Raw genomic sequence first — 25,377 nt, forward strand, 5'->3', positions numbered from 1 at the left:
GGTTCACGGTCGTATCGGAGCGCATGAGATCGGCCGGATGGGCCCGATGGAAGCCGGACCGCACACCTCGTGCTGCCGACCGGGTCCGTGAGTCTGTGCTCATCGGCTCGCCCGGCTCCGGCGGCTGTGGCATCGGTGCAAGCCGAGGGAAGAGCAAGCGTGCGATTAGTGATGCTCGCGTCGAAGGCAGCCGGCCGTGAAGGTGAGGGGCGTCGGCGTGTGGCCCGGCTACGGCGGCAATGACAAGGCACTCTTCCTGGCTGACGGGAAGTCACCTGTGGAACTGGACCGAGGGTCCCTATTGCGGCGGTGTGTGCCGTGTCACGCATTCCAAGGCTGCCCAAGTTGCATGCATCACAGCGGAAATGTCCATTTAGCGTCCATGCTCGAAACGGCTACCGACTCCCGAAGTGGAGCCCATCGGCAACCTCTTGGGCGCGAAGTCTCAAAGTGACCCATGACACAGCACTCGTGACATTCCTGCTTGTTCCCCCGGAAAGGTGCCCCATTATGGCCGCTTACCTCTGTCCTCCTGCCGTAATACACGGCAAGCACGCCGTGAAGACCAGCCAGATCGTGGCGGAGGTGCGCGACCGGCACCCGCACGCGGCGTGGGCGCCGCGGATCGACGGCATCGCGGCCAGTACGGGCATCGAGACCCGCGGGTGGATGCTGCCGCTGGAGACCGCCGTCGCGCCGGGCAAGGGCAACGGCCTGCAGGCTGTCGGCATCGGGCCGGCCCAAGAAGCGCTGGCACGCGACGGGTTCAGCCAGCAGGACGTGGACCGCGTGATCGCCGCCCTTGAGGCGATACCCGCGCCGCAGACCGTCCAGGAGCGCACCGCGCCGGCCTGGGAGGCCGTGCAGTCCTACGGGGAGCATGCGGCGCGCGGTGCCCTGCAGATCGCCGGGCTGGACGCCGCGGACATCGACTGCCTGATCACCAGTCACTCCACCACCCCGGCGCTGCCGGGTCTGGACATCTCCCTGGCCAACAAGCTTCAGCTTCGCAACGATGTGATGCTGCTGCCCGCCTCGCAGTGGGCCTGTATCGCGGGGACCCGCTCCCTGGCGCTGGCGGCGGAACTCGTGGCCGCGGACCCCGACCGGGTGGTCCTCGTCGTGATCGCGGAGGCGCTGAGCACGACCTACCAGCCCGCGGACGACACCCTCGAGTCCCTGATCGTCCGGTTGCTGTTCGCGGACACCGCGGTCGCCGCGGTGGTCACGGGCCGCCCGAGGCGCGAGTCGATGCTGCGGCTGGACGCCGCCTGGCACCACACCCTGCCCGGCACCCACGACCTGCACCGCCTGGAGACGCGGTCGGACGGCACCCACTTCGTGATGGACCGGCGTGGGCCGCGCGCCGTACAGGAGACGGTCACCGCGATGTGGGAGTGGCTGCGCGTCCGTTACCAGGACAACCCCGACTCCTGGCACCCCGACGTGCTGCTCGCGCACCCCGGCGGGACCCGGGTGCTGGAGTACATGGAGCAGACGATGCCCGACACATGGCCGTCGGGGCTGCTGGACTACAGCCGGGACAGCTACACCAGCGGCAACCGCGGAGGCGCCGCCGTGTTCGACATCATGCGGCGGGCGCACGACGCCGGGCAGAAGTCGGGCAGCCGCGCCGTCCTGTACGCGGCGGCACCGGGCCTTACCGCCACGGCCCTGGAGGGGGAGTGGATGTAGCCCGAGCCCGCGCGGCCCGTACCAGCAAAACGGTCGCCCGCATCACAGGTCACGACACTTGTACAGCTGAGGGCGCCGTGCGTACCGTCGGTGGCTCCGGCGGACGCGCACGCCGCCCGTACCCTCGCCGCGCCTCAGGTGCCATACGCCGGCCGCGCCCCGCCCTGCGGCCGCGTCACCTGGCGACTTCCGCCCAGACCACCTTGCCGGTGTCCGTCCACCGCACCCCCCACCGGGTGGTGAGCCTGTGCACGATGTACAGGCCACGACCGCCGTCGTCGAGGAGGCCGCCCCGGTTCAGACGCGGACTGCCGTTGCCGGTGTCGCCCACCTCGCACAGCAGGCCGTGACCGGCCCTGATCAGCCGTACGGTGATCGGACCGGTGGCGAAGCGCACCGCGTTCGTGACCAGCTCGCTGATCAGTAGCAGCACGTTGTCCAGGGTGTCGTCCTTGGTGCGCCATTGCCGCAGCAGCGCGGATACCTGTGCGCGGGCACGGGCGGGTGCGTCGTAGCGGGCGGGCAGCCGCCAGGTCGCGGTGTCCCCCTTGCGGTAGCCGATCATGCGCGCGAGAAGCAGGGTCACGTCGTCGCGTTGACGCACGGGCGCCAGCGTGGCGACGACACGCCGTGCGGCCTGCTGCAGGGTGTCCCACGGGTGCACCGCGGACACGGCGTCCGCCAGCCTGCCGATGCCCTCGTCGATCGACAGGGCCGGATCCTCCACCAGGCCATCGGTGTAGAGGGCGAGCAGGGAGCCCGGGGGTGCACCGAACGTGTGTACGTCGAACGGCTCCCGCAGCGCGAACTCGGCGCCCAGCCCGGGATGAGGGCGGACCGCGAGCGGGCCCGCGTGCCCGTCCGGGGACACCAGGACCGGGGGGAGATGGCCGGCGCTGGACAGCGCCACGTCGTGGCTGACCGGGTCGTAGAGGGCGATGCAGCAGGTCGACCCGAGGGCGCTGTAGCCGGCCGCCAGCCCGGACTCCGAGTCGTCCAGCAGCGTCACGGTCTCGTCCAGGTGCTGCAGCACCTCGTCGGGCGCCAGTCCCGCGGACAGCAGCGCGCGGGCCTCCATGCTCAGCTGGCCCATGGTTGCCGCGGCTCCCAGGCCGTGCCCGACGACGTCACCGACCACCAGCGCGGTACGGCCGTCCGGCAGCGGAAAGCTGTTCACCCAGTCGCCGCCGACGCCCGCGCTGTCGGGGGTGGCGGGCTGGTAGACGCTGGCGATCTCGATGGTGTCGCCGCCCGCCCGGGGCAGCAGCCGGCGCTGCAACGCCAGCACCTGTGTGTGCTCGCGCTGGTGCTGACGGGCCAGGTCGACGTGATGGACGGTCCTGGCCACCAGTTCCTGCAGGTCGAACAGCTCGCTGTCGCGGAAGGGAGAGTCCGCCCGCCGCCAGACCTCCGCCACGCCCAGTACGACGGGCGGCGGGCCGTCCAGGACCAGCGGTATGCATGCCACACCCGCCGAGCGGTCACCGGGCACCAGGGCACGCATCACTCGCGGACTGCCGAGTACCCGCTCGACCGCCTCCCGGTCGGGTATGACGATGGCCTGCGGGGCATCGTCCCGCTGGACCGCCTGCGCCAGCAGGCGACTCGCGTCGCTGGGAAGATCGTCGCCCGGAGTCACATAGCCCTCGGGCCATGCCCGGTCGGGCACCAGGGCCGCCCGCCGTAGCCGGATGCGCCCCTGCGCCCGCTCAGTGACTCCCTCGCCCGTCCACACGGCGAAGTCGAGGTCGACGGCGGCCACGTCTCCCCAGGCCAGCAGGGACTCCGCCAGCGACTGCGCGGTCTCGCCGATGTCCAGCGAGGTGCCGATCGCGGTCTCGGCGGCGTACAGGTGCAGCCGCCTGGCCATGGCGATCACGGAGACGGTCAGGCCTTCCTGGGGCACGGCGGCGGGCAGGATGCTCAGCGAGACCACCAGCTCCGACCCGTCGCCACGCCGCAGGCGCTGGATCCGGGCGACGTGCGCCTCACCGGTTTCCAGGACCTGCCGCAACCGCCTTGTGACTGTCGGTATGTCCCCGGGAGGCAGGAGATCGACGAAAGAGCTCCCGACCACGGCGTCCAGGCCCGCGAATACGGGGGCGTCCAGATTGCAGCGGGTGATTCTCAGGTCCCTGTCCAGGTTCACCGCGCCGAGAATCTGCTCCTGACGGCTGGCTGCCACGTCGTCGGGTACGCGTCGGCTGGTGGTGCGGTCGCCCTGCGCGTCGGCAGGACGCGCGGCCGCTGCCGCTCCGCCGCTCGGGATGTAGCGCCCCAGAGCGCTGCTGACCAGCTCGAACGGCGAAGAGGACGAAGGGGAGGGTGTGGAGTCCATGCGGCTCTCTCCCTGACGGGCACACCTCATTGAATAACATCGGGAGTCGCTTCGCCCACATCGGCGGATCACGCGGTGAACGCGGACAGTGGGGAATGCAGTGGCCGGCGGAGCGGTGCGCACCTTGCCGGGGCCGTGGCCTGCCAGGATGCGACGACCGCGGCAGGACTGCTGGGGCGCCGGCGCCGGCGGCTCCGGTGAGGTCCAGGCACGTCCGCGTCGATGACAGCGACGTGGAAGCCGAAGCCGGTCGGCGACTCGTAGTAGTGCGCCCTACTTCGGTGCCGGGAAGCCGCCGATCTTCTGCTCGAGCAGTTCGGCCAGCCGCAGCGGGGTGCGGTCCTCGAACATAGGACCTATGAGCTGCACTCCCACCGGCAGCCCCTCGGGCGACCGGCCCGCTGGTACGGCGGTGGCGGGCAGACCGGGCATGGTGGCCAGACCGGCCCAGACGAGCTGGTCGAAGTACGGATACTCGACGCCGTCGATGTCGATCCGGCGTTCCAGCGGATTGGGGTTGTGGTCGTGCGGGAACGCGGGAGTCGGCGTGATCGGACACACCACGGCATCGAACTCGGCGAAGAACTGCCGCCAGCCGTGACGGTGGAGCTCGCGAAAGCTGTTCGCCTCGATCCAGTCGCGGTGGCTGAACACCATCCCGCGCAGGCGCGCCGCATCGAGACTCTGGTCGTCTGCGCTCAGTCCGGCGGCGCGGGCCTGCAGCTGCTCGTACGCTTCGACGGGAAAACGTGCAACGGAGCCCGAAAACAGGAACTGCGTGTAGAGCACCGCGGCTTCGGTCAGATCGGGCAGCAGCGGACTGTCCCGCTCGACGCGGGCGCCGCCGTCGATAAGCGCGTCGGCCACCCGGTCCACGCCCGCACGCACAGCGGACCCGGTCGCAATGAGCGGATGCTCGTCGACGACCAAGACCCGGAAGTCGCCGAGCCGCTCGTGGCGCGCGGGCGGCAGCGTCACATCGTGCGCGACACCGAGCGTCAGCGGGTCCGGTCCGGCCATGACGTCGAGCAGGAGCGTGAGGTCGCGGGCAGTGCGCGCCATCGGACCGACGACGGCGAGGTCGAGGTCGACCGGCAAGGGCGGTGCGGGCGGCGCGACCATGCCGCGGGTTGCCGCCAGTCCGAGTGTCGGCTTGTGCGCATAGATGCCGCAGAAATGCGCGGGGGTGCGCAGCGAACCGGCGAGGTCGGAGCCGATGGACAGCGCGCCGAATCCGGACGCCAGGGCCGCCGCTGATCCGCCGGAGGATCCGCCCGGCGTGCGATCGTGATCCCACGGATTGTTAGTGGTGCCGTAGATCTCGTTGAAGCTCTGGATATCCTGCAGCCCCAAGGGCACATTGGTCTTACCCAGCACCACCGCGCCCGCGGCCTTGAGCCGCGACACCTGCACCGCGTCCTCGGCCGGCATGTAGTCCCGGTGCAGCGGCATCCCCCAGGTCGTGGGCAGCCCGGCGACGTTGTAGGACTCTTTGACCGTCACCGGAATGCCGAGCAGCGGCCGGTCCGCGCCGCGGGCGCGCGCCTGGTCGGCAGCGCGCGCGGCGGCCCGCGCACGGTCGAAGTCCGGCACACAGATCGCGTTGATCACCTTGTCGTCCCGCTCGATACGGGCGATCGCCTCGTCGGTCAGTTCCGCCGAGGTCACTTCGCCGGCACGTAACGCAGCCGCGAGCTTTTCGGCCGTCGGAAAACTCCACTCCATGAATCCGACCGTATCGGCCTCTGGAACAGGTCATGAAATGCCGTTTCGCACAATGGGGTTCAGCGCCGTTGGTGGAAATTTCGGGTGGAGGGTTCGTCGAGCAACTGGGCAATCGTTCACGGGCATCCGCTGTGCAGGCCGCTACCCGACTACCGTCGCTCCACATGACGGCCACCGAGATGGACATCACCGAAGACCTGATCCGGGACCTGCTGCGCGAGCAGCACCCCGACCTGGCGGATCGCCCCCTGAAGCTCGGAGCACTCGGCTGGGACAATCAAGTGTGGCGGCTCGGCGACGACCTCGCCGTCCGGCTGCCCTGGGCGACACAGTCCGCGGACGCGCTGCTGCGCAAGGAACACGCCTGGCTGCCCCTCCTCGCCCCGCACCTTCCTCTGCAGATCCCCGTCCCGCAGCGTCTTGGTGAGCCCTCCGAACGGTTTCCCCGGCCCTGGCTCGTCACCACCTGGGTACCGGGCGAGCCCGCCGACCGCGCCCCCGCTACGCGCGCCGCGGAGGCGGCCGTCACCCTGGCCCACTTCCTGACCGCCCTTCACCGCCCCGCCCCCGACGGGGCGCCGTCAGGCCGGGACCGCGGTGGCCCGCTGGCCGACACGGCCGAACGCTTCGCCCAAGGGCTTGCCTCGGCAACCGAGCTGGGGCTGATTCACGACCCGGACGCCGTCCGCGCGGTCTGGGAGGATGCCGCCGCCGCGCCGGACTGGACGGGCCCACGTCTCTGGCTCCACGGCGACCTGCATCCAGCCAACATCCTGACCACGAACGGCACCTTCTCCGGCGTGATCGACTTCGGCGACCTCTTCGCCGGCGACCCGGCCTGCGACCTCGCCGCCGCCTGGATCCTGTTGCCGGACGGCGCAGTCGACCGCTTCCACGAGACCTATCGGCCAAGTCCGGACGCCGCGACCCTGCGCCGCGCCCGCGGATGGGCGGTGCTGCGCGCCCTCGCCTGCATCCGCATCGGACACGCCGGCGTTCACGGCCGCCCCGGAGGCAAGCCCACCTGGGGCCCACCCGGCCACGCCGCACTGCAACGCCTCACGGCATCGGTCCACCAGTGATCAAGCACCCCGGCGAGTGGGTACGAGACGTCGTGGCGGGTGGCGCGGATCAACGTGCCTTCGATGATGGGGAGTTCGTCCTCGACCCGGTCCGGGCCCATCCGGCCGAGCGTGTCGAGGCGGACCGCGTCCCGGAGCCGGCACCACGAGGTGCGGCCCGTCTCACGCCTCTGGCGACGCCTGCCCGGCGAATTCCGGACGAGTGAGCGCGTGCGATGCGACGTTCGAGGCCAGAGGTTGAAAGGCAAGTTGAGCGAGCGTGCCGGACGATCAGTCGCCGAAGTAGGCCCGAGTCGGCGAACAGCGCCGCCGCCTGCGCACTCTGCCCCTCGGCGAGCAGCGTCAGCCCGGGCGGGGCGGGGTCCGCCTGCCCTGTGGGTGCACGGCTCCTTCGGTGGCCGTCGGCTGAGCTGCTCGGCGAGTCCGACGACGATGCCCTCGGGACCGCGGACGTAGCCGGGCCGATAGATGTTCTCGTACTGCACGATCTCGCCGACGAGTTCGGCACCGTGGGCCTGCAGCCGGGCAACGACGTCCTCGACGTCCTCGACGTCCTCGACGTCGTCGACGGCAAACATGATGCGACGAAGGCCGAGCGTGTTCGCCGGTGCGTCTTTCGGCTCGGGGGTGATGGCCTTCGGCCTGTGGAACTTCGCCGGCTCTACGGCGCACGGGCGCGCACGTCAGTCTTCGTCTGCGCTGGACAGGGCCTCGGTGATCAGACGGGTGGCGAAGTCGCGGTCGTCGGTGAGTCGGTTGATGTGCTCCGCTAGGAGGAAGGTGGTGGCTTCCAGGGGAGTCAACTCGTCCTTGGTCCAGTATCCGTACTGCTTGCGCCACAGGCTCGGGCTCAGGCCGGTGCCTGCAGCGATGAGCAGGCCGGCCATGGTGGGGATGGCCTCGGGACGGACGCTCCTGGGCATCATGCGCATGGAGGCCACGAGATTGGGCACCACGCACTCGATGACGTCCTTGCCGTGGTCCTCGTAGGCCATCCGCAGCCACTGCATGAACATGTAGATGAGTGTGCACGTGCCGTCCAGCATGTCATCGATTCCGCCGGGACCCAGGGACGCGGCGAACTGGTCGGTCAGCGCTTGTTGTTCGGCGTCGGTCTGGGTCTTGTGGTCGTAGACGGCTTTGAGCCGAGAGTCGATCATCATGAGGGCTGCGCCCACATCGCCGGCGGGGGCGTACTCGGGGTCGCAGGGTGATGACACAGGATTCCTCCTCGGGTGGCCGTGGGCAACGCGGCGTGTTCGTACAGTAGTCAGCCGGTGACGCGAGGGATCGGTGAATTCCTGCGAAGGGCCTTTGGGTGGCGCAACCCGAGGGGTTTTTGAGGCTTGTGTCTGTTTGGTCGCAGGGGTTGAGTGAGGCGGTGATCAGGATCTGACCCGGCCGGCGGCAGACCCGGCGTGGCCCCGCCTCGCATCTGACGGTCTTCATCTTTCTACGTCTCGTAGTAGCCGGAGAGAGCCCTGTGGGGCGGAGGTGGGGTCGAGCAGAAGGAGGTGTCCGCGTGACGGGCAGCAAAGAGTCCGGGCGCCGCGCGCGGGGAGCTGGAGGGCGAGGTGCTGGCGGCCCTGTGGGCGGCCGGCGAGCCGGCGACGGCAGCCGCGGTGCACGAGCACCTGGGCGGGGACACGGCGTACACCACGGTGCTGACGATTCTGACGCGGCTGTGTGAGAAGGGGTTGGTGACCCGGCGGAAGGAGGGGCGCAGCCACCTGTACGTGCCCGTGCACGACCAGCCGGGGCTCGCGGCGGCGGGGATGCACTCGCTGCTGGACGAGGGCGGGGACCGTGCGACGGTGCTGGCGCGGTTCGTGTCGGACCTGTCGCCGGAGGACGAGCGGCTGCTGGGGCAGCTGCTGCACGGTGACGGCTCCGAGCGGGGGTAGGACAGTTTTCTGGCCGGTGCCGATGTATCTGCCGCTGCTGGTGAGCGCGGTGCTGGCACTCGTGGCGCCCTGGGCGGGGCGCAGGCTGCCGCCGCGTGCGGGGACGTGGGCGATGGTGTGCGCGGCGGTCGTGGCGGCCGGCACATGGGCGACGGAGCTGGCGATCCTGGCGTTCACCGCCGTCGGGCAGGTGCCGCTGGTGGCGGCGCAGGGGCCGTGGTCGGTGGGTGTGCTGAAGGCGGAGGACCCGGTGAGCCGGGGAGCGGCCGCGGTGTGCGCCGGTGTTGTGCTCGTCGTGGTGGTCAGTGTGACGGTGGCGTCCTGGCGGCGGGGACGTGCGCTGGTCGACGCCTGGCGGCAGTGCCGCCATATCGCCGCGGGGGGTGACCCGGCCGTGGTCGACGACCCGGTGCCCACGGCGTTCGCCGTGCTCGGCCTGCCGGAACGGGTGGTCGTCTCCTGCGGGATGCTGCGCTTGCTGAACCCGCAGGAGCGACAGGCCCTGCTCGCACACGAGCGCGCGCACCTGCGTAATCGGCACCATCTGTTCTCGCTCGTACTGCATCTGGCGGCGACGGTCAATCCGCTGCTGCGGCCGGTGGAGCGGGCCGGGGCGCTCGCGGCGGAGCGGTGGGCGGACGAGGAGGCCGGGCCGTGGTCGCGGACCGGCCGCTGGTGGCGCGGGCCATCGCGCGGGCGGCTCTGGCGGCGAGCCGGGCCCGCAAGGGGGCGCTGGCCGCCACGGGAGGCCCGGTGCCGCAGCGCGTGAAGGCGCTGCTGGCCCCGCCGGTGCCCCGCCGCAACGGTGCGATGGCAGCGTTCGCAGTCCTGGTGGCGGCGTGCTGCACGAGCCTGGCCCTGACGGCGCACGACACGGAGCGTTTGTTCGAGGCGGCGATGCACGCCCATGCGGCCGGTGCCGGCCTGCATGCGCGGTGACCTGACCGGCGTGACATCGGGATACGCCTCCGCCGGGGGATGGGCGCGGTCGCGCTGGGGGATCGTGGTTCGACCTTGCCCGTGCCCGCGACGCGGTGGCCGACGTCACCGGACAGCTACCCGCGCTGTTCCGGCCCCCGTACGGGGTGATGACCACCGTGGCCCATCTGGCCTGCCGCCGCCTCGGGTTGACCCCGGTGCTGTGGACCTGCTGGGGCGAGAACTGGCGCAAGCGTGCCACTTCCCACTCGGTCCACGACACCGTCCTACGCGACCTGCGCGGCGGCGGCACCATCCTGCTCCACGACTCCGACTGCACCTCCGCCACCGGCTCCTGGCGCACCACCCTCCGCGCGGTGCCCCGCATCCTCGACGCCTGCCAGGCACGCGGCTGGCAGGTCGGGCCCCTCCACGAGCACGGGATCCCCGACCGTCGACTGCGGCTCGTCTGACCGCCGGCCTCAACAGGCACAACTGAGCGTGCCTCCCGCGCCCCTCGGGCTTTATGGGTCGAGATCAGGAAGGGCTCACCGCACCGGCCGGGCGGTCTCAGTGTTGGTGGTCCATGCCCCCGTGGGACGACTCGTCCTCCGACATGGCGGCATGCGGCAGAGACACCGTGGTCTCCGGGTTTTCGGGCACGACCGGGGCTCGCGATGTGAAGGAGATGCCGTTGGGGGCGTCACCGACCGGAATGCGGGCGACCACCTTGAGCGCAGCGAGGTCCAGCACGGCTACGTCGTCTTCGTAGACGTTGGTGATGAAGGCATGCCTGCTGGTTGCGTCGATGGTGATGCCGTGCGGGCCCTTGCCCACGGTCGGCCTGGCCACCACGGTGAACGTCGCCGTGTCGATGATCGAGACCGTCTTGCCCGGTTGCGCCTCCGTGCCTTGATTGGCGGCCAGGAGATAGCGGCCGTCAGGGCTCGCGTAGATCTGGGCGGGATGCGGGCCGGAGGGAATCTTGGCCACGACCGTGCGCTTGGCGACATCGATCTTCGCGACCGCGTTCTCGCCTCCGAGTGTGACGTAGGCGTACCGGCCGTCCGGTTGGAAGGCAACCTGTACCGGGGAGGCTCCCACCGGGATGCTTGCCACCTGGCGGTCCTTGGCGGTGTCGAGCACGCTGACGGTGCCGGCGACCATGTTCGCGGTGTACACCCACCGCCCGTCGGGACTGGGTCGCATCCCGTGCGGGCCCTTGTCCACGGTGATCCCTCCGCCGCGGGTCAGTGACTTGGCGTCGAAGACGGAGACCGAGCCGTCTCCGGCGTTGGACACATAGGCCTGTTTGCCGTTCGTGCCGAGGATGACGTGGGCGGGCATGTCTCCGGTCGCGGCCGTGCCGAGGAGCGAGTAGCGGGAGCCATCCAGCTTCACCACCAGGTTCGCCGGTTCGCTGACCGCCCATACGGTCCGCCCGTCCGGGGCGGCCTGCACATTGTGGGGACCGGCGATTCCCTTCACCGTGGCGGTCACCCGGTTCGTCGAGGCGTCGATCGCGGTCAGACTGGCCCCTTCCTCGTTGGCCACCCAAACGGTTCCGGTCACCATCCCCCGGTGCGCGGCAGCCAGTTCGGCAGATGGTGTTCGGCCGGGCTTCTGCGGCTGATCCGGGAGTACCAGGAGGACAGCGGTGGCGGACAGGCCGACGGCTGCGGCTGTCAGAAAGACACGGGATTTCCTCACGGGCTGACCTCTCGTAACTGTGTTGAGCGACCAGGTCCGATGGTTCCGGCGAATCATGACGATCCCGTCAAGCTTCGACGTTGCTTCCCTGAAGGTCGTGGCGATTGCTGAGGTCGTGGCGATCGCTCGCTGCTGGAAGGCCGATACGGAACACGGCCCCCTTGCCCGGTCCGTCGCTGCTCGCGGTGATGCTGCCGCCGTGCGCGTGGACGAGTGCACGGGCGATGGCCAGGCCGATGCCCGTGCCGCCGTGCTCCCGGTCGCGGGCCGTGTCGGCCCGGTAGAAGCGTTCAAAGACGTGTGGCAGGTGTTCCGGAGCGATGCCCTCACCGGTGTCGGCGACGCTGATCACGACGCCCCCGTCGGCGGGCACGGCGGTGAGGGTGACCCTCCCGCCCGCCGGGGTGTGACGTAGGGCGTTGGTCAGCAGGTTGACCAGCACCTGGACCAGCCGGTCCCGGTCCGCGTCGACCGGAGGTGTGCCGGGGGTGACCGTGACACGCAGGTCCACGCCCTTGGCCTGGAAGCCGGTGCTGACCGCGGTCGCGGCTGCGTCGGCCGGCCGGGCCACCGGGAGGGTGGCCCGGGCCAGGCTGAGCCGGTGTTCCTCGGCGCGGGAAACCAGCGAGATGTCCTCGACCAGCCGGTGCAGCCTGGTGGCCTGCGCGCCAAGGACATCCAGGGTGTGCTCGTCGAGCATGCGCACCCCGTCGGCGAGGCCCTCCAGATACGCCTCGATGGTCGCGAGCGGGGTGCGCAGTTCGTGGGCGACATCGCCGAGCAGTCGGCGCCGGGTGCGCTCGGTGTTCTCCAGGGCGTCGGCCATGGTGTTGAAGGCGCTGGTGAGAGTCTCAAACTCAGGGCCGAGGAGCGTCGGTCCCAGGCGCGCCGTGTAGTCGCCGGCGGTGACGCGGTCAGCCGCATCGGCCAGCTCATGGATGGGACGGGACAGCCGTCGAGTGATGAGTACGGCAGCGGCGACGGCAGCGGCCAGGAACGCCGCGATGCCGATGCCGAGAGCGATGCCGCCCGCAGCCAGGAACGCATCCTGCAGATGCCGGGACAGCTGGGGGGACACCGCCCCCATCGCGCTGCGCAGGTGGCGCCTGAGCAAGGGCGGGCCGACGGCGAAGGCCACGGCGGACAGAGTGGCCAGGCCGACGAGCACCACGAGCAACTGAGCCATCACCAGCCGTGCCGTGAGGCCGGGGCCCCAGGTCATCAGCCGGTGCCCATCCGATAGCCCACCCCGCGCACGGTGTGCACGAAGCGTGAGACGGCCGGGTCGTCTCCGAGCTTGCGGCGCAGTCGCGCGACGTGGACGTCCACGATGTGCTCGTCACCACCCCACTCCGGTCCCCAGACCCGGTCGATCAGCTGCCGTCGGCTGAACGCCAGACGCGGGCGGGACGACAGCGCCTCCAGCAGGTCGAACTCCAGCCGGGTCAACTCCACCGGACGGCCGCCGAGGGTGACCTCCCGCGCCTCCGGATCGACGGCCAGGTCGCCGAAGCGGCGAACCGGCTCCTGCCCCGGCATCGGCTGCCCGCCCCGCGGCCGGCGCAGCATCGCCTTGACCCGGGCGACCAGTTCCCTGGGGCTGAACGGCTTGGTCACGTAGTCGTCGGCGCCCACGGACAGGCCCACGAGCTTGTCGACCTCGTCCGCACGGGCGGTCAGCATGATCACGTATGCGTCCGTGAAGGTGCGCAGCTGCCGGCACACCTCCACCCCGTCGATGCCCGGCATCATCAGGTCGAGCACCACGACGTCGGGTTCTGTGGACCGGGCCGACGCCAGGGCGTCCGCACCGGTGGGTACGACGTCCACGGCGAACCCTTCGCGGGACAGGTAGTCGCCGACCAAGCGGCCCAGCTCCACCTCGTCGTCGACCACCAGGGCCCGCCGGGTGCCCGCTGCTACAGGGCCGTCGGTCATCTGGGTCCTTCCTCCTCCGGAGACCTCCACGTTTCCTCGCGCAAGGGAAATCGCGCATGGGCACCAAGGGCCTTGACCGTGGGCCGAACGGCCCTCTTGGAATGCAGCGGGCGTTACACCGGGCCTCGTACGGTCGGGTGAACGTAGGCGGTGAGACCGGTTCCTGGCAGGGGCTGGGCCGTCCAGCCGCGGGCGTAGTGGGGCGGGCGGGATCCTCTCCTGACCAGAGCGGCGGTGGGTACGCGCTCGGCGCGGTGCACCAGGGCACGCACGGTGGTGTTGCGGTTGTTGCCGCGGACGTTGGCCGAGGCGCAGTCGGCGTAATAGCCGATGGGCGGGGCGTGTTTGCCGCTGACCAGGCAGGGCGCGGTGAGGCCGAGCCGGCGCAGGTCGTGGGCGGCGGCACGGTACCGGTCGGAGAGGACGCGGGCGTCGGCCGCCTGGTGATGCAGGATCGCGAACTGGGCCGACAGGTGCAGGGCGAGGAGCCCACCGAGCAGGCCTGTGGCGAGGGTACGGGTGCGGGGTCGGTGGAGGGCTTCCACGGCGTGTGCGCCGAGCGTGGCGAGCGGGAGGGAGAGCAGGGCGTAGGTGGGCAGCAGGAAGCGCGGGGCGGAGTAGCCGATGAGCAGGAGATAGGGGACGCTCAGCGCGGCGGCGCAGGCGACGGGCAGCAGAGTGACTGCCGGGCGGCCCGTACGCTGGGCGACGACGCAGGCGGTGAGGGCGAGGGCGGGCAGGGCGAGCCACCACAGGGTGAGTTCGGGCCGGGTGAGCGGGACGTGGCAGGGGCGGCACAGCAAGGGGCCGTTGAGGCTGCGCCAGGCCAGGCCGCCCGCCCACTGCATCCGCATACCGCCCTCCGTGCCGCTGGCCGCGTGCAGCCGGGCGCCGACGCCGCCCCAGCGGACGTATGCCTCGGCAACCCATTCCGTCCCGCCGACGACGAGCCCGCCGACCACCGCGAGCGCGGGTGGCGGACGCCGCCAGGCCGGGACGACCGCACACGCGGCGAGGAGCGGCAGGGCGAGCCAGATGCCGTCGGAGAAGCGGAACAAAGTGGCGGCCGCGACCGTGGCGCCCAGGCCGGGCAGTGCCCGCCGTCGTGCCCCGGTCGGTGCGGCACGCAGGAACCAGCCGACCGCCGCCACCGCCGACAGGGCCACCCACAGATTGGGCATGGCCAGCGGCCCGTACAACGCGGTGGTCCACAGGCCGGCGAACAGCAGCGCCGCCAGGGCGGTCCGGCCCGGGCCGAGCAACGGCCGCCAGGTGCGGTAGGCGGCGTAGAGGGCGGCGGCGGACAGCAGCGCCAGCACGATACGGAGCGCGGTGGTGGATCCGGTGACGGCGAGCACAGGTGCGGCCAGGAAGCTGATGCCTCGCGAGCGAGGTGCGCTGAAGTACGCGGCCGGGTGGCGCGGGTCGACCTGGGAGACGTACACCGTCTCGTCCCAGCCGAGCCCCACGTGTGGGACGACGAGCGCGAGCTGCACCCCTGCGTAGGCGAGCGCCACAAGCGCCAGCCACGGGACGCCGCCCGGGGACCGGAACCGGGCCGTCGGGGGCGGCGTGGCGGCGGCCGACGGGGTCATGCGCTCAGCGCACCGGTGGCCAGCAGGCCCAGCAGCGCCACCCCGACCACGATCCGGTAGACCACGAACGCGTTGAAGGAGTGCTTCGCCACGAACTTCAGCAACCAGGCGATCGAGCCGTACGCCACCACGAAGGACACGGCGGTGCCCACGGCCAGCGGCGCGACACCGACCCCCGCGCCCACGGCGTCCTTCAGCTCGTACAGGCCCGCGCCGGTCAGAGCCGGAATGCCGAGGAAGAACGACAGACGGGTGGCCGCCACGCGGTCCAGGTCCAGGATCAGGGCCGTGGACATCGTGGCGCCGGAGCGGGAGAAGCCGGGAAAGAGCAGTGCGAGGATCTGCGAACTGCCCACCAGCATCGCGTCCTTCAGTGTGGTGTCGTCCTCGCCGCGCTTGTGCCGGCCCATCTGGTCGGCCGCCCACATCACACCCGACCCGACGATCAGCGAACCCGCGACCACCCACAGCGAGGCCAGCGCGCCCTCGATGAGAGGCTTGGCCACCAGGCCGACGGCCACGATCGGGATCGTGGCGTAGATGACCCACCAGGCGAACTTGTAGTCGTGGTGATACCGCTCCTCGCGGTGGACGATGCCGCGGCCCCATGCGGAGACGATCCGCACGATGTCCTTGAAGAAGTAGAAGAGAACGGCGGCGATCGCGCCGACCTGGATGACGGCGGTGAAGCCGACCACGGAGGTGTCGTCGACCGGGATGCCCATCAGCCCCTCGGTGATCTTCAGATGGCCGGTGGAGGAGACGGGCAGGAACTCGGTCACCCCCTCGACCATGCCGAGGACGACGGCCTGACCGAGGCTGATGGCACTCATCGGGGTCCTTTTCTGTTTCTGTGGTGGGCGGGGTAGAGGTGTCGGTGGTCGGTACAGCGGCGGAGCTGTGGTGGGTGCGGGTGCGGGTGCGGGTGCGGCGTCAGCGGCGCAGTTTGCGCAGGGCCCGGCCTGCCCGGCCGCGCCAATTGGCCCTGGTGCGTTGCCGGCCGCGGGAGGCGCGGGTGGCGGCGAGGTCGGCGAACAGGTCCTCGTAGAGCCGGGCGATCCGCGCGGGGTCGAAGCGGTGAGCTGCGCGCCGGGCGGCTCGGCCCATGCGGCGGCGGTCGGGCTCGTCGGCGATCAGGTCGAGCAGCGCGGTGGCCAGTGCCTGCCGGTCGCCCACGGGGACGAGTCGGCCGTCGACGCCGTCGTGGATGATCTCGGCGGGGCCCAGGGGGCAGTCGGTGGCGACGACCGGGGCGCCGCACCGCATGGCCTCGACCAGGGTCATGCCGAAGGACTCGGCATCGGAGGCGGAGGCGACGATGGATGCCTTGGCGAACTCGGCCTCGATGGGCGAGGCCACGCCCATCAGCACTGCCCGGCCGCCCAGCTCATGGTCGTCGATGAGTTGTTGCAGGCGGCTCTTGTCGGTTCCGGCGCCGTAGATGCGCAGCGTCCAGTCCGGGTGCTCGGCGGCGACCTCGGCGAACGCCTCGATGAGCAGGTCGAACCGCTTGCCGCGGGCCAGACGTCCGGCCGCGGCGATGACCTTGGCACTGCTGTCCGCGGCCGGAAGGCCGAGGTCGGGCACACCGTTCGGGATCGCCAGGACCCTGACCCCCGGCAGGCGCATCTTCGCCCGGTAGACGGCGGCATCCGCCTCGGTCGTGGTGACCACGGCGTCCAGGCGCCGGTAGGGGCGGGCGAGTTGGGCGCGCAGCTTCGTGCTGTGGCTGTCGTGGGTGAGGTGTTCCTGGGCGATGCGCAGGGCGTGGGGCGGGGCGAATCGGGCCAGGTACACGTTGACACCCGGCCGGGTGCCGATGATCACGTCCGCGTCACAGGCCCGCACGTACTGCTCGGCTCGCTGGTCGGTCAGGCGGCTGTACTGCCCGTACCGCTTCTCGGCGGTGGGGAAGACCTCGGCCGGCCGGTGCAGCAGCGGGTCCGCCGTGTCGGCGCTGTTGTCGCGTATGTCGACAAGGGGCACCACCGTCACCCGCGGATCGACGGCGAACCGCGGACGGGTGCGGTGACGCAGCATCGAGACGACGGTCACCTCGTGCCGGTCGGCGAGCGCGGCGGCGAGATTGAGTGTGGTGCGGATGGTGCCGCCGATCCCGTACACGTTGTGGATCAGGAAGGTGATCTTCACTCGGAGCTCCCCGGGGTCGGCTCCACGACGGTGCGGGTACGACGGCGGGACCTGACGATTTCCAGGGCCAACGGCAGCAGAGAGACGCCGACGATCACCCCGACCAGGGGCAGCAGATAGCGGTCGACATTCGGGATGCTCGACCCGAGGGCGTATCCGCCCAGCGCCAGACCCAGCGTCCACACCAGTCCGCCGGTGACCTGCCACAGCGCGAAGGTGCGGGTGGGCACGCCCACGATCCCGGCGAGCGGGTTGAGCACGGTGCGCACCACCGGGATGAACCGGGCCAGCACGATCGCCTTGCCGTGGCCGTACCGGGACAACAGCTCCTCGGCCCGCGTCACACCGTTCGCCAGGTGAGGGTTGCGGGTGCGGGCCACGAACGCCCGGCCGGCGCGGCGGCCGAGCAGATGACCGACCTGGGCACCGAGCAGCGCCCCGGCCACCGCGGCGGCCAGCACGGCGGGCAGCGAGAGATGCACACCGTTCTGCGTGGTCGCGCACAGCAGACCGGCCGTGAACAGCAGCGAGTCGCCGGGCAGGAAGAAACCGATCAGCAGGCCGGTCTCGGCGAACAGCACCAGGAAGACGCCCGCAGTGCCGAGTGCCGTGAGCAGTGAGGTGGCATCCAGCGGATTGAGGGCTTGCGGCACCTGGGATCCTTTCCGGCCTGTGCTGTCCTCGGGCACGGACGCATGGCACACTCGGACCACGGCAGCATTTACACGGCCGTAGAAGTTCTACACGACTGTAGAAGATGAGCGGGAGAACGACAAACCCCATGGGAGCCGACACACACGGACGCGGCCCGAAACGGGCCAACGGTGCCCGCGAGGCGGAAATCCTCGACCTGCTCCAGCTAGCCGAGGCAGCGCTGACTCCCGGAGAGGTCGCCGAGCGGCTCGGGGGCGAGCTGACGTACAGCAGCGTGGTGACGATCCTGACCCGCATGCACACCAAGGGCCTGCTGACCCGCACCCCGCGCGGCAGGGCGTACGCCTACGCCCCCGTCACCGACGACGCCGGCTTCGCCGCCCGCCGTATGCGCACCGTTCTCGAGGAACGTCCCGACCGCGAGGCGGTCCTCGCCCGCTTCGCCGACGGGCTGTCCGACACGGACGCCGACCTGCTGCGCCAGTTGCTCGGCCCCGACCAGCGCCCCGGACAGTACTAACAGGAAGGGGTCGCTCGGATGCACGTCGCCGTCTATCTGCCGCTGCTGCTCTCGCTCATCGCCCCGCTCGGGGCCCGCCCGCTGGCCGAACGCTGCGAGCCCCGCCTTGCCACCTGGCTGCTCGCCGCCTCGGCCCTGGTCCTGGGCGCGGCGACCACCATCTCCCTGGGCCTGCTCGCCGTGGCCGGCCTGGTCCGCATCCCGCAACTTGCGGCTCTGGGGCATTGGTCGGCACAGACGGCACGGCACGACGACCCCGCCGAACTGTCCGTTTCGCTGATGGCCGGCCTGCTGCTCGGCGGCGCCGTGCTCATGGCCGCCCGGATGCTGTGGCGACGCGCCCGCTCACTGGCCACCGCCGCATGGGAGGCCGCCTGCATGCCCGCACGCGACGGCCTGGTCGTCGTCGACGACGACACCCCCGACGCCTTCGCCGTCCCCGGGCTGCCCGGCCGGGTCGTCGTATCCACCGGCATGCTGCACACCCTGGACGAGTCCGAGCACGACGTCCTGCTCGCCCACGAACGCGCGCACCTCACCGCCCACCACTACGCCTTCGTCGCCCTCACCCAGCTCGGCGCCGCCGCCAACCCGCTGCTGCGCCCTCTCGCCACCGCCGCCACGTACACCATCGAGCGCTGGGCCGACGAGAACGCGGCCACCGCCACCGGTGATCGCACCCGCGTCGCCCGTACCGTCGGCAAGGCGGCCCTCGCCGCCCACCGCGCCCCGGCGCGCGCCCGCGCCACCGGTGCCGCCCTCGGCATCCTCGGCCGCCGCAGCCCCCTCGCTTCTGCCGGCCCGGTGCCCCGCCGCGTCGCCGCACTTCTCGCGCCGCCGCTGGGGCGTCATCCGGCCCTCACCGCGGCGACCGCAGTCGTCCTGACCGCCGCGACGCTCTCCACCGCGGAGGCCGCCCACGATTTCCACCTGCTGCTGCGGACCATCGGTGCCTGGTCGTGACTTCTCAACGCGTCGGATTGCAGCCACGGGTGTCGTTGCAGAGCGGGTGCATAGGATCGCCGGTATGGCACTGCGACCTGTGATGGTGAACATCAAGGCTCTTGATCCATCGGCCGTCGGCCGGTTCTGGGCCCAGGCGCTCGGCTGGAGTGCCTACAGTCCGGGCGTGACCACCTACGTCGGACCCGCCGGCGGCCTCGTCTGGCCGGACCCCGTCGCCGTCGGCATCGACATCGTTCCCGTCCCGGAACCCAAGACAACAACAAAGAACCGTGTGCACCTCGACCTCGCCACCACCTCTGCCGCCCATCAGGCGGACCTGGTCGCGCGCCTGACGGCTCTCGGTGCGACGCCCGCCCACGTGGGCCAGGGCGACGTGCCGTGGACGGTCCTGGCCGACCCGGAGGGCAACGAGTTCTGCGTGCTGGAGCCTCGGGAGGTCTACCGGGACACCGGGCCGATCGCCGCGGTGGTGGTCGACTGCGTCGATCCGCGGGCCATGGCCCGGTTCTGGGGTGAGGCGATGGACTGGACCCTGCACGAGGTGACCGACGATCAAGCGGTGCTGCGCTCCGCCAAGGGTGTCGGCCCATATCTCGAGTTCCTCCGCACGCCGGGCGTGAAGACCGTGCCGGACCGCGTCCATCTTGACCTGCTGCCGTACCCCGGTGACGACAAAGCAGCGGAGGTGGCCCGGCTGCGGGCCCTCGGCGCCACCGACCTCGACCTCGGCCAGGGCGACGTCCCCTGGACGTGCCTGGCCGACCCGGAGGGCCACGAGTTCTGCGTCCTCGCCGGCTCATGAGCCACGACCCCGGGTGGGTCGGGCTGCGGAGTCTTTGTCGATTCCGGCGGCAGGCAGGGGCCGGCGTCGCTGCCGAGGCTCAGCCGGAAGCAGTTCACGCAGCGTGAGGCGATGATGTGCGGGTGTTCTACGAAGATCTCAGCGAGTACACCTACCAGGACGAGGACACGTTCGGGGACAGGGGGTCGTTCTACGAGCTTTGGTACCGCCCTGAGTACATGCGCCTGAACGTCGGATGGCTGGAAGTCGGCAAGCCGTACTCGACAGGGCTTGTTCCCACGGGCTTCGTGGAGAAGCTGCAGGCCGTCCAGCAGGTCCAGCGGATGAACGTCTGCCTCGGCGTCCATGAGTGCGACCTGTGTCCTGAGGCAGGGGAGGCCCTGGAAGGGAACGGGGAGATACGGATCCCGGGCGAGATCGGCATCGCCTACGCCGCCCCGTTCCTGATCACGCACTACATCACCGTTCACGGCTACCGGCCGCCTCAGGTTTTCATCGATGCCGTTCTCGACGTCGATCTCGACGCGTGGGCTGCCACCCGCTGGCCCGACGTGCCCTTCCCATGGGTCCCGGAGGACGCCGAACGCCTGCTGGAGTAGGGGCAGGCGATCCTCACCGGCGCAGCCAGTGCGGCGGCGGTAGATCTCTGTGCCGAACGCGCAGTCCCGGGACACGGTCGGTCACGCTGTGCCGACCACCGTGCCCATGAGGCATGAAGCGGGTGATCCGGCGGACCAGAACCGGAGAGTGCCCGCGTGCCGATTCTCCGAGCCTCGGCATGGCCGAAGGGCTGGCGAAAAATCCGTACTTGAAGGACAGTTCTCATGGCTGGGTTCGGGGTGTCGCGGACACGTGCGGCGGAGGAGGAGGCGCGATGCATCGAGGCGCTCAGGCCGCCGCGTGTGTGGTGCTCGCCGTCGGCGTCGGTGTAGTGACCAACATTCTCACCAGTCATGTCAATGTGGCGCTTGTCGTCGCGCTGGGTGTGATGGTCGCCGTTTGGGCCGCGCTGGAGTGGGTGCGCTCCGCACCGCCGGGTTCGAATCGCCCGCGCCGTGTCAGGGTGAAGCAGATCGTGCGGCGTTTGAGCGCGGGTCGGGTGGTCGGAGCCAGGCGCACGGGAAACGCTGACGTGAGCGTCGACCAGAACATCGGGAGCACGGACGGCCACGCGGAGATCATCGGCGTGGACGATGCCGACGCGTGAACCGGTCGGGCCCGGCGGTCCGATGCCGTCGGACGTCGTCGCGCGTTCGGCCGACTTCACCGGCCGCGGCTGGGCGATGCGCAAGATCGCGGCCTGGCTGCGTACGTCCGCCTCGCCCCTGTTGTTGATCACGGCTGGGCCGGGCTGCGGCAAGACGGCCCTGGCCGAGCGCCTCCTGCAGGTTTCGGCGGGGGCCGTTCCGGTTGACGGAGTCAACCGGACAGACTGCCGAATCGATGCGGCCAACTTCTGTGACCAGCGCACCTTCGCCTCGGTCGACCCGGTGCGGGTGTTGGAACGTCTGGGTGAGCAACTGGCGGAGAACGTCCCTGGCTACGGTGCGCAGTTGCTGACGGAAGCGGGCCGCAGTACGGGCGACATCTCCGTGCGCCAGCAGGTGCGGGCGCTTCCCGGAGCGGTCGTGTCGGTCCAGGCGGTGGTCATCAACTTCGGTGACCGCAACCCACGCCGGGCCTACGACGAGATCATCCGTCGGCCGCTGACGCGGCTGTACGAACAGCACGGCCGGCGAGTGGTTCTCCTCGTCGACGCTCTGAACGAGGCCGAGGCAGCGGCGAGTTCCCTGGGTGTGATGTCGCTGGGTGCGCTGCTGGGTGTGGAGGCGGAGGATCCGGTACCGGGGCTGCGCATGATCCTCACCAGCAGCCGCGGCCGGGTCGAACAGGAACTGGGTGCTGTCCGCCGCTTCGACCTCGTCACCGACGAACCCGAGGACAGCAGCGATGTGTACGACTACACGCGGGCGCGGCTCACCGGCCGAGTCGCGCAGGCCGAGGACCTGGCGCAGCGCATTGCCCGCGTGGACGGAGGAAACTTCCTCTACGCCCGGTACGTCATCGACGACATCCTCAGCGGACGCATACCGGCCGACCGAGCCGGACACGAGACTCTGCCCGCCGACCTCGCCCACATCTATGCGGGCTTCCTGCAACGCGAACGGAACCGCGGCCCCGCCCGGTGGTCGGAGCAGATGCGACCGGTACTGGCCGCACTCACCCTCGGTCGCGGCGAGGGACTGACGCGCGAACAGATTGCCCGTGCCACGGATCTGCGGGTGTCCACAGTCGACGACACGCTGCGCGTCTGCGCGCGCTATCTGCAAGGTGCCTTCCCCCACGGGCCGTTCCGCCCGTTCCATGCCTCGTTCACCACGTATCTGCTCACCAACACCGATCAGGACCTCTACGCGGCGGAAGCCGGCGTCGACCTCGTGGAAGGGCTGGTCCGACCGTGGGTGCGCCGATGGGAGGAGTGCGACGCACTGACGCTGCGGCATGCGGTGGAGCACATGGTGGAGGCCATCGCCCTGCAGAGCGCCGGGCGCGCACGCGACGATCTGGTGCGTCTGCTGGTGGACACCTTGCAGGATCCTGCGTATCTGGTGGCCATGGCGGCACGGCACGGGGTCGAAAGCCTGTTGGTGGCCGTGGAACAGGCAGCGCGTGTCACGCCCGAGTTGTCCCGAACCCTCGACCCGCTTCAGTCGGTGCTGTCGAGGCAGCTCGGAGTGCTGCTGGAACTCGACAAGGACTCCGGCACGTTCTTGTCCCAGATCCAGTTGGAGGCGGCCGCGCAGGGCGAAACCGCCCTGGTCGAGGCCATCGACTTCTTTCGCACCGGACGTGCGTGGCGTGGGCTGCGGGTGCTGGGCGGCACGACCTCCGAGTCTCCGTTGTACCGACTGTCCCTGGTCGGACACACCGAGGATCTCACCGCGGTGGCGGTGACGGATGACAGCCGCCACGCGATCACCACGTCGTGGGACCGCACCGCCCGCGTCTGGGACCTGCTGACCGGTCGTCAGTTGTCCGCCTTGGAGCACCGCGGCGTTCCCTGGCACGTGACGGCAGGCAACCGCTTCGCGGTTACGGCTGCGGACGAGGACGCCGTTCGGCTCTGGGACATAGCAAGCGGAATGCTGCGGCACGAGTTCGACCCCGCGCTCCCGGCACATGCGCGAGTCCTGCGCCTGGACGAGTCCCGCGGCCGCCTCACCACCGGCTGGAGCGACGGCCACATCCGCATCTGGGACATTCACACGGGCGACGTGCTCTACGACTGCGTGCCGACCGCGAAGGGCCGCCGTGATCCCGATCCAGCCGTAACCGCCCTCGACGTCGACTGGGACCGCGGACGTCTGGTCCACGGCACCAACGGCGGGACTGTCACCTTGTGGGAGCTGGGCAAGAAGGGCGCGCGCCGAGACAGGCAGTTCCGGCTCGAAGGTATGTATACGGCGCACAGTTGGGAAGTCGAGGAGTGCTTGCTGCATCCGGACGGCCGACGGATCATCACCGCTGGCTCGTTCGACCATTGCATCCGGGTCTGGGATCCCCAGCGCAAGCGCCCCGTGGTCGAGCTGCGGGGGGACATGTTCAGCCTCGCGGCGCTCCGGCTGATCGATGACGGCCGCACAGCGCTGTCCATATCGACGGCGGGCACTGTCGAGGCATGGGACCTCGACACATATGAACGATCGGCCTTCATCACGACGTCGAGGCGAGGAGAGCACATCGAGTTCCATGAGCTGTGCGCATGGGCGATCACCCCCGACGACGACCACGTGCTGGTCGGCTTCGCCGATGGCAGGCTCGCGGTCGTCGACATCCACCGCCAGGCCGTCATCGAGGTGCTGGAAACCTCACCCCGCCGCTACAGTCGGCTTTGCGGGGTGGCGGTGACGAAAGACGGCCTGCGCGCTGTCACCGCGTCCGCCGACCAGGACGCGAGAGTCTGGCGCCTGGATCCCCAAGGTGCCGGCCAGCGGGCGGGGACCCCAGCCTCCGACGCCCCCGCCCCCGACCCCGGCACCGACACCAACACGACGGAACTGGCTCGGAACATCGACTTCGGTGATGTCGGCGTAACCGAGCTCAAAGCCACTCCGGACGGCGGATCCCTGATCAGCGTCGCCGAAGACGCGATACGGGTGTGGGACACCAGCACCGGGCAGCAGCGCTACGCCCTGTTCGAGAAGGACATCCTCCACCGGGGCCAAGCATGCTGGCGTACGGAGACCCATGAGCGGGTGCTCACCTACGATCACGAATACGGCCACTGGTACAGCGCCTGTCCCGACTCGTTCGCCGCCTTCACTGTCGGCGACTTCATGAGAGACCTCGGCTCGTACTGCGAACACACAGTGCACACCTGCGCGGACGAAGGCACCCGCCGCAACGCGCCGGTGCGAGCCATGGTGCTTCCCGACGCCCATACCGCCCTCGCAGTCCAGTTGGACGGCGCGATCACCACCTGGGACATCGACACAGGCTCAGTCCTCGGACGCCTTCAGGACGGACCGCCGGGAATGCCGCGGCTACTGGCAGCCGGGCAGACTCTGCTGGCCGTCTGGCCCGAGAGTCTGCGGTCCTGGAACTGGACATCGGGACGCCCTCTGCTGGCGCTCGACGAGCAATTCGTCCCGGAGACCATGGCGATGTCCTCCGAAGGCCACCACGGCATCATCGGCACACCCGACGGCACCGTACTGGTGTGGCGCAGTCCGGACCCCGGCGACCTGCTGCAGTGGCAGGCGCATCGCAGCGACGTCACCGGCTGTGCGATCGACGAGGAAGGAACACTCGCCCTCACTGCCGACGCCACAGGTGCGTTGACCGCGTGGACCCTGACCGTTCGGCCGGGCGAGCCACAAGCGTTGGCAACCCTGTCCCTTCCAGCGCCGGCAGACTGGATTTCCTCCCTCGCGGACGCCGACCTCACGTTCACGGTCCACACGCAGTCCGAGAGCAGATTCACGGTCCGCGCGACAGGGGCGTAGCGTCATCCGCTCCCCTTCCCTCGCTATTGCGGTCAATGATCCGATGTATGGAGAGGCCTCCTGCGGGGCTGCTCCTGGCCGCCGCGGGCTGGCCGGAGCCGGGGCACTGGGCGTCGTGGCCCTGTGCCGCCGCCGTACGCGGGCCTGACCCCGGAAGCAGCGCAGGCACCGCCCGTCCAGCCAGGACGGGCGGCGCCTCTGCTCGGCCGGCCGCCTGAACGGGCCGGCGAGGGTCTTTAGAAGTCATCTCATTTGGTTGAGTCTGCGGTAGCAGATGAGGGTGCAGGCGATGCTGGTGAAGGCCAGGAAGTGGCTGGCCTTGCGTTCGTAGCGGCGGTGCAGCCGGCGGCATCCGGCGAGCCAGGCCATGGTC

Annotated in this window: 22 protein-coding genes and 1 pseudogene; 12 read left to right on the forward strand and 11 right to left on the reverse strand. The window is 70.4% G+C overall.

Annotated features, from left to right (window positions below; all coding sequences use genetic code 11):
• The first annotated feature begins 510 nt into the window (after positions 1-510).
• Positions 511-1,695 carry a type III polyketide synthase gene (locus tag ACFY1J_RS30820; RefSeq protein WP_390711797.1) on the forward strand — a complete coding sequence of 395 codons (1,185 nt, stop codon included), beginning with the start codon at positions 511-513 and terminating at the stop codon, positions 1,693-1,695.
• Positions 1,696-1,870: 175 nt separating this feature from the next.
• Here the strand turns inward: ACFY1J_RS30820 and ACFY1J_RS30825 are convergent, their stop codons facing one another.
• Both ACFY1J_RS30825 and ACFY1J_RS30830 read right to left on the reverse strand, forming a co-directional pair.
• Complete coding sequence (locus ACFY1J_RS30825; protein ID WP_390711798.1) at positions 1,871-4,033, reverse strand: SpoIIE family protein phosphatase; 2,163 nt, start codon at positions 4,031-4,033, stop codon at positions 1,871-1,873.
• Positions 4,034-4,306: 273 nt separating this feature from the next.
• Positions 4,307-5,758 carry an amidase gene (locus ACFY1J_RS30830; protein WP_390732340.1) on the reverse strand — a complete coding sequence of 484 codons (1,452 nt, stop codon included), beginning with the start codon at positions 5,756-5,758 and terminating at the stop codon, positions 4,307-4,309.
• Positions 5,759-5,922: 164 nt separating this feature from the next.
• Between ACFY1J_RS30830 and ACFY1J_RS30835 the strand changes: the two genes are divergently transcribed.
• Entirely contained in the window at positions 5,923-6,840 is a 918-nt protein-coding gene (locus ACFY1J_RS30835; protein ID WP_390732341.1) for an aminoglycoside phosphotransferase family protein, read from the forward strand.
• Positions 6,841-7,523: 683 nt separating this feature from the next.
• On the opposite strand, the gene ACFY1J_RS30840 is transcribed toward ACFY1J_RS30835, so the two are convergent.
• Positions 7,524-8,060 (reverse strand): hypothetical protein, encoded by a 537-nt coding sequence (locus tag ACFY1J_RS30840; RefSeq protein ID WP_390732342.1) that lies wholly within the window; start codon positions 8,058-8,060, stop codon positions 7,524-7,526.
• A gap of 354 nt (positions 8,061-8,414) precedes the next feature.
• Here ACFY1J_RS30840 and ACFY1J_RS30845 point away from each other — a divergent pair, with 354 nt between their 5' ends.
• From ACFY1J_RS30845 to ACFY1J_RS30860, 4 genes are all read left to right on the forward strand, one after another.
• Positions 8,415-8,744 (forward strand): BlaI/MecI/CopY family transcriptional regulator, encoded by a 330-nt coding sequence (locus ACFY1J_RS30845; RefSeq protein WP_390711802.1) that lies wholly within the window; start codon positions 8,415-8,417, stop codon positions 8,742-8,744.
• A gap of 22 nt (positions 8,745-8,766) precedes the next feature.
• On the forward strand, positions 8,767-9,513 hold the full coding sequence (locus ACFY1J_RS30850) for a M56 family metallopeptidase (RefSeq protein ID WP_390732352.1): 747 nt from the start codon (positions 8,767-8,769) through the stop codon (positions 9,511-9,513).
• Positions 9,498-9,683 carry a hypothetical protein gene (locus ACFY1J_RS30855; RefSeq protein WP_390732343.1) on the forward strand — a complete coding sequence of 62 codons (186 nt, stop codon included), beginning with the start codon at positions 9,498-9,500 and terminating at the stop codon, positions 9,681-9,683. The genes ACFY1J_RS30850 and ACFY1J_RS30855 overlap by 16 nt, the downstream gene beginning before the upstream one ends.
• Before the next feature lie 95 nt (positions 9,684-9,778).
• Entirely contained in the window at positions 9,779-10,135 is a 357-nt protein-coding gene (locus ACFY1J_RS30860) for a hypothetical protein (RefSeq protein WP_390732344.1), read from the forward strand.
• Between the two features lie 97 nt (positions 10,136-10,232).
• Here the strand turns inward: ACFY1J_RS30860 and ACFY1J_RS30865 are convergent, their stop codons facing one another.
• The 7 genes from ACFY1J_RS30865 to ACFY1J_RS30895 form a co-directional block, all read right to left on the reverse strand.
• Positions 10,233-11,216, reverse strand: a complete 984-nt coding sequence (locus ACFY1J_RS30865; RefSeq protein ID WP_390711803.1) for a beta-propeller fold lactonase family protein — start codon at positions 11,214-11,216, stop codon at positions 10,233-10,235.
• A 223-nt stretch (positions 11,217-11,439) separates the two neighbouring features.
• The gene (locus ACFY1J_RS30870) at positions 11,440-12,594 is read right to left on the reverse strand and encodes a sensor histidine kinase (RefSeq protein WP_390711804.1); all 1,155 of its coding nucleotides are present in this window, start codon (positions 12,592-12,594) and stop codon (positions 11,440-11,442) included.
• Positions 12,594-13,310, reverse strand: coding sequence for a response regulator (locus ACFY1J_RS30875; protein WP_390732345.1), 717 nt, complete (start codon positions 13,308-13,310; stop codon positions 12,594-12,596). Before ACFY1J_RS30875 ends, ACFY1J_RS30870 begins: the two co-directional genes overlap by 1 nt.
• A 113-nt stretch (positions 13,311-13,423) precedes the next feature.
• The gene (locus tag ACFY1J_RS30880; RefSeq protein WP_390711806.1) at positions 13,424-14,905 is read right to left on the reverse strand and encodes a glycosyltransferase family 39 protein; all 1,482 of its coding nucleotides are present in this window, start codon (positions 14,903-14,905) and stop codon (positions 13,424-13,426) included.
• Positions 14,902-15,738, reverse strand: a complete 837-nt coding sequence (locus tag ACFY1J_RS30885; protein ID WP_390711807.1) for an undecaprenyl-diphosphate phosphatase — start codon at positions 15,736-15,738, stop codon at positions 14,902-14,904. Before ACFY1J_RS30885 ends, ACFY1J_RS30880 begins: the two co-directional genes overlap by 4 nt.
• A gap of 100 nt (positions 15,739-15,838) precedes the next feature.
• The gene (locus tag ACFY1J_RS30890) at positions 15,839-17,056 is read right to left on the reverse strand and encodes a glycosyltransferase family 4 protein (RefSeq protein ID WP_390711808.1); all 1,218 of its coding nucleotides are present in this window, start codon (positions 17,054-17,056) and stop codon (positions 15,839-15,841) included.
• Positions 17,053-17,709 (reverse strand): DedA family protein, encoded by a 657-nt coding sequence (locus tag ACFY1J_RS30895; protein WP_390711809.1) that lies wholly within the window; start codon positions 17,707-17,709, stop codon positions 17,053-17,055. Before ACFY1J_RS30895 ends, ACFY1J_RS30890 begins: the two co-directional genes overlap by 4 nt.
• 128 nt (positions 17,710-17,837) lie before the next feature.
• Between ACFY1J_RS30895 and ACFY1J_RS30900 the strand changes: the two genes are divergently transcribed.
• From ACFY1J_RS30900 to ACFY1J_RS30925, 6 genes are all read left to right on the forward strand, one after another.
• The gene (locus ACFY1J_RS30900; RefSeq protein ID WP_390732346.1) at positions 17,838-18,230 is read left to right on the forward strand and encodes a BlaI/MecI/CopY family transcriptional regulator; all 393 of its coding nucleotides are present in this window, start codon (positions 17,838-17,840) and stop codon (positions 18,228-18,230) included.
• An 18-nt stretch (positions 18,231-18,248) separates the two neighbouring features.
• Positions 18,249-19,193 carry a M56 family metallopeptidase gene (locus ACFY1J_RS30905; RefSeq protein ID WP_390711811.1) on the forward strand — a complete coding sequence of 315 codons (945 nt, stop codon included), beginning with the start codon at positions 18,249-18,251 and terminating at the stop codon, positions 19,191-19,193.
• Positions 19,194-19,257: 64 nt separating this feature from the next.
• The gene (locus ACFY1J_RS30910; protein ID WP_390732347.1) at positions 19,258-19,998 is read left to right on the forward strand and encodes a VOC family protein; all 741 of its coding nucleotides are present in this window, start codon (positions 19,258-19,260) and stop codon (positions 19,996-19,998) included.
• A 116-nt stretch (positions 19,999-20,114) separates the two neighbouring features.
• Positions 20,115-20,597, forward strand: coding sequence for a hypothetical protein (locus ACFY1J_RS30915; RefSeq protein WP_390711813.1), 483 nt, complete (start codon positions 20,115-20,117; stop codon positions 20,595-20,597).
• Positions 20,598-20,710: 113 nt separating this feature from the next.
• Entirely contained in the window at positions 20,711-21,205 is a 495-nt protein-coding gene (locus ACFY1J_RS30920) for a hypothetical protein (RefSeq protein WP_390711814.1), read from the forward strand.
• A complete protein-coding gene (locus ACFY1J_RS30925) occupies positions 21,192-25,004 on the forward strand; it encodes a hypothetical protein (protein ID WP_390732348.1) in 3,813 nt (1,270 codons plus the stop codon). Before ACFY1J_RS30920 ends, ACFY1J_RS30925 begins: the two co-directional genes overlap by 14 nt.
• 243 nt (positions 25,005-25,247) lie before the next feature.
• On the opposite strand, the pseudogene ACFY1J_RS30930 reads toward ACFY1J_RS30925, so the two are convergent.
• A pseudogene (locus ACFY1J_RS30930) lies at positions 25,248-25,377 on the reverse strand (IS5/IS1182 family transposase); the annotation flags it as partial.

It is taken from the genome of Streptomyces sp. NPDC001406 (assembly GCF_042895285.1).
Taxonomy (GTDB): Bacteria; Actinomycetota; Actinomycetes; order Streptomycetales; family Streptomycetaceae; genus Streptomyces.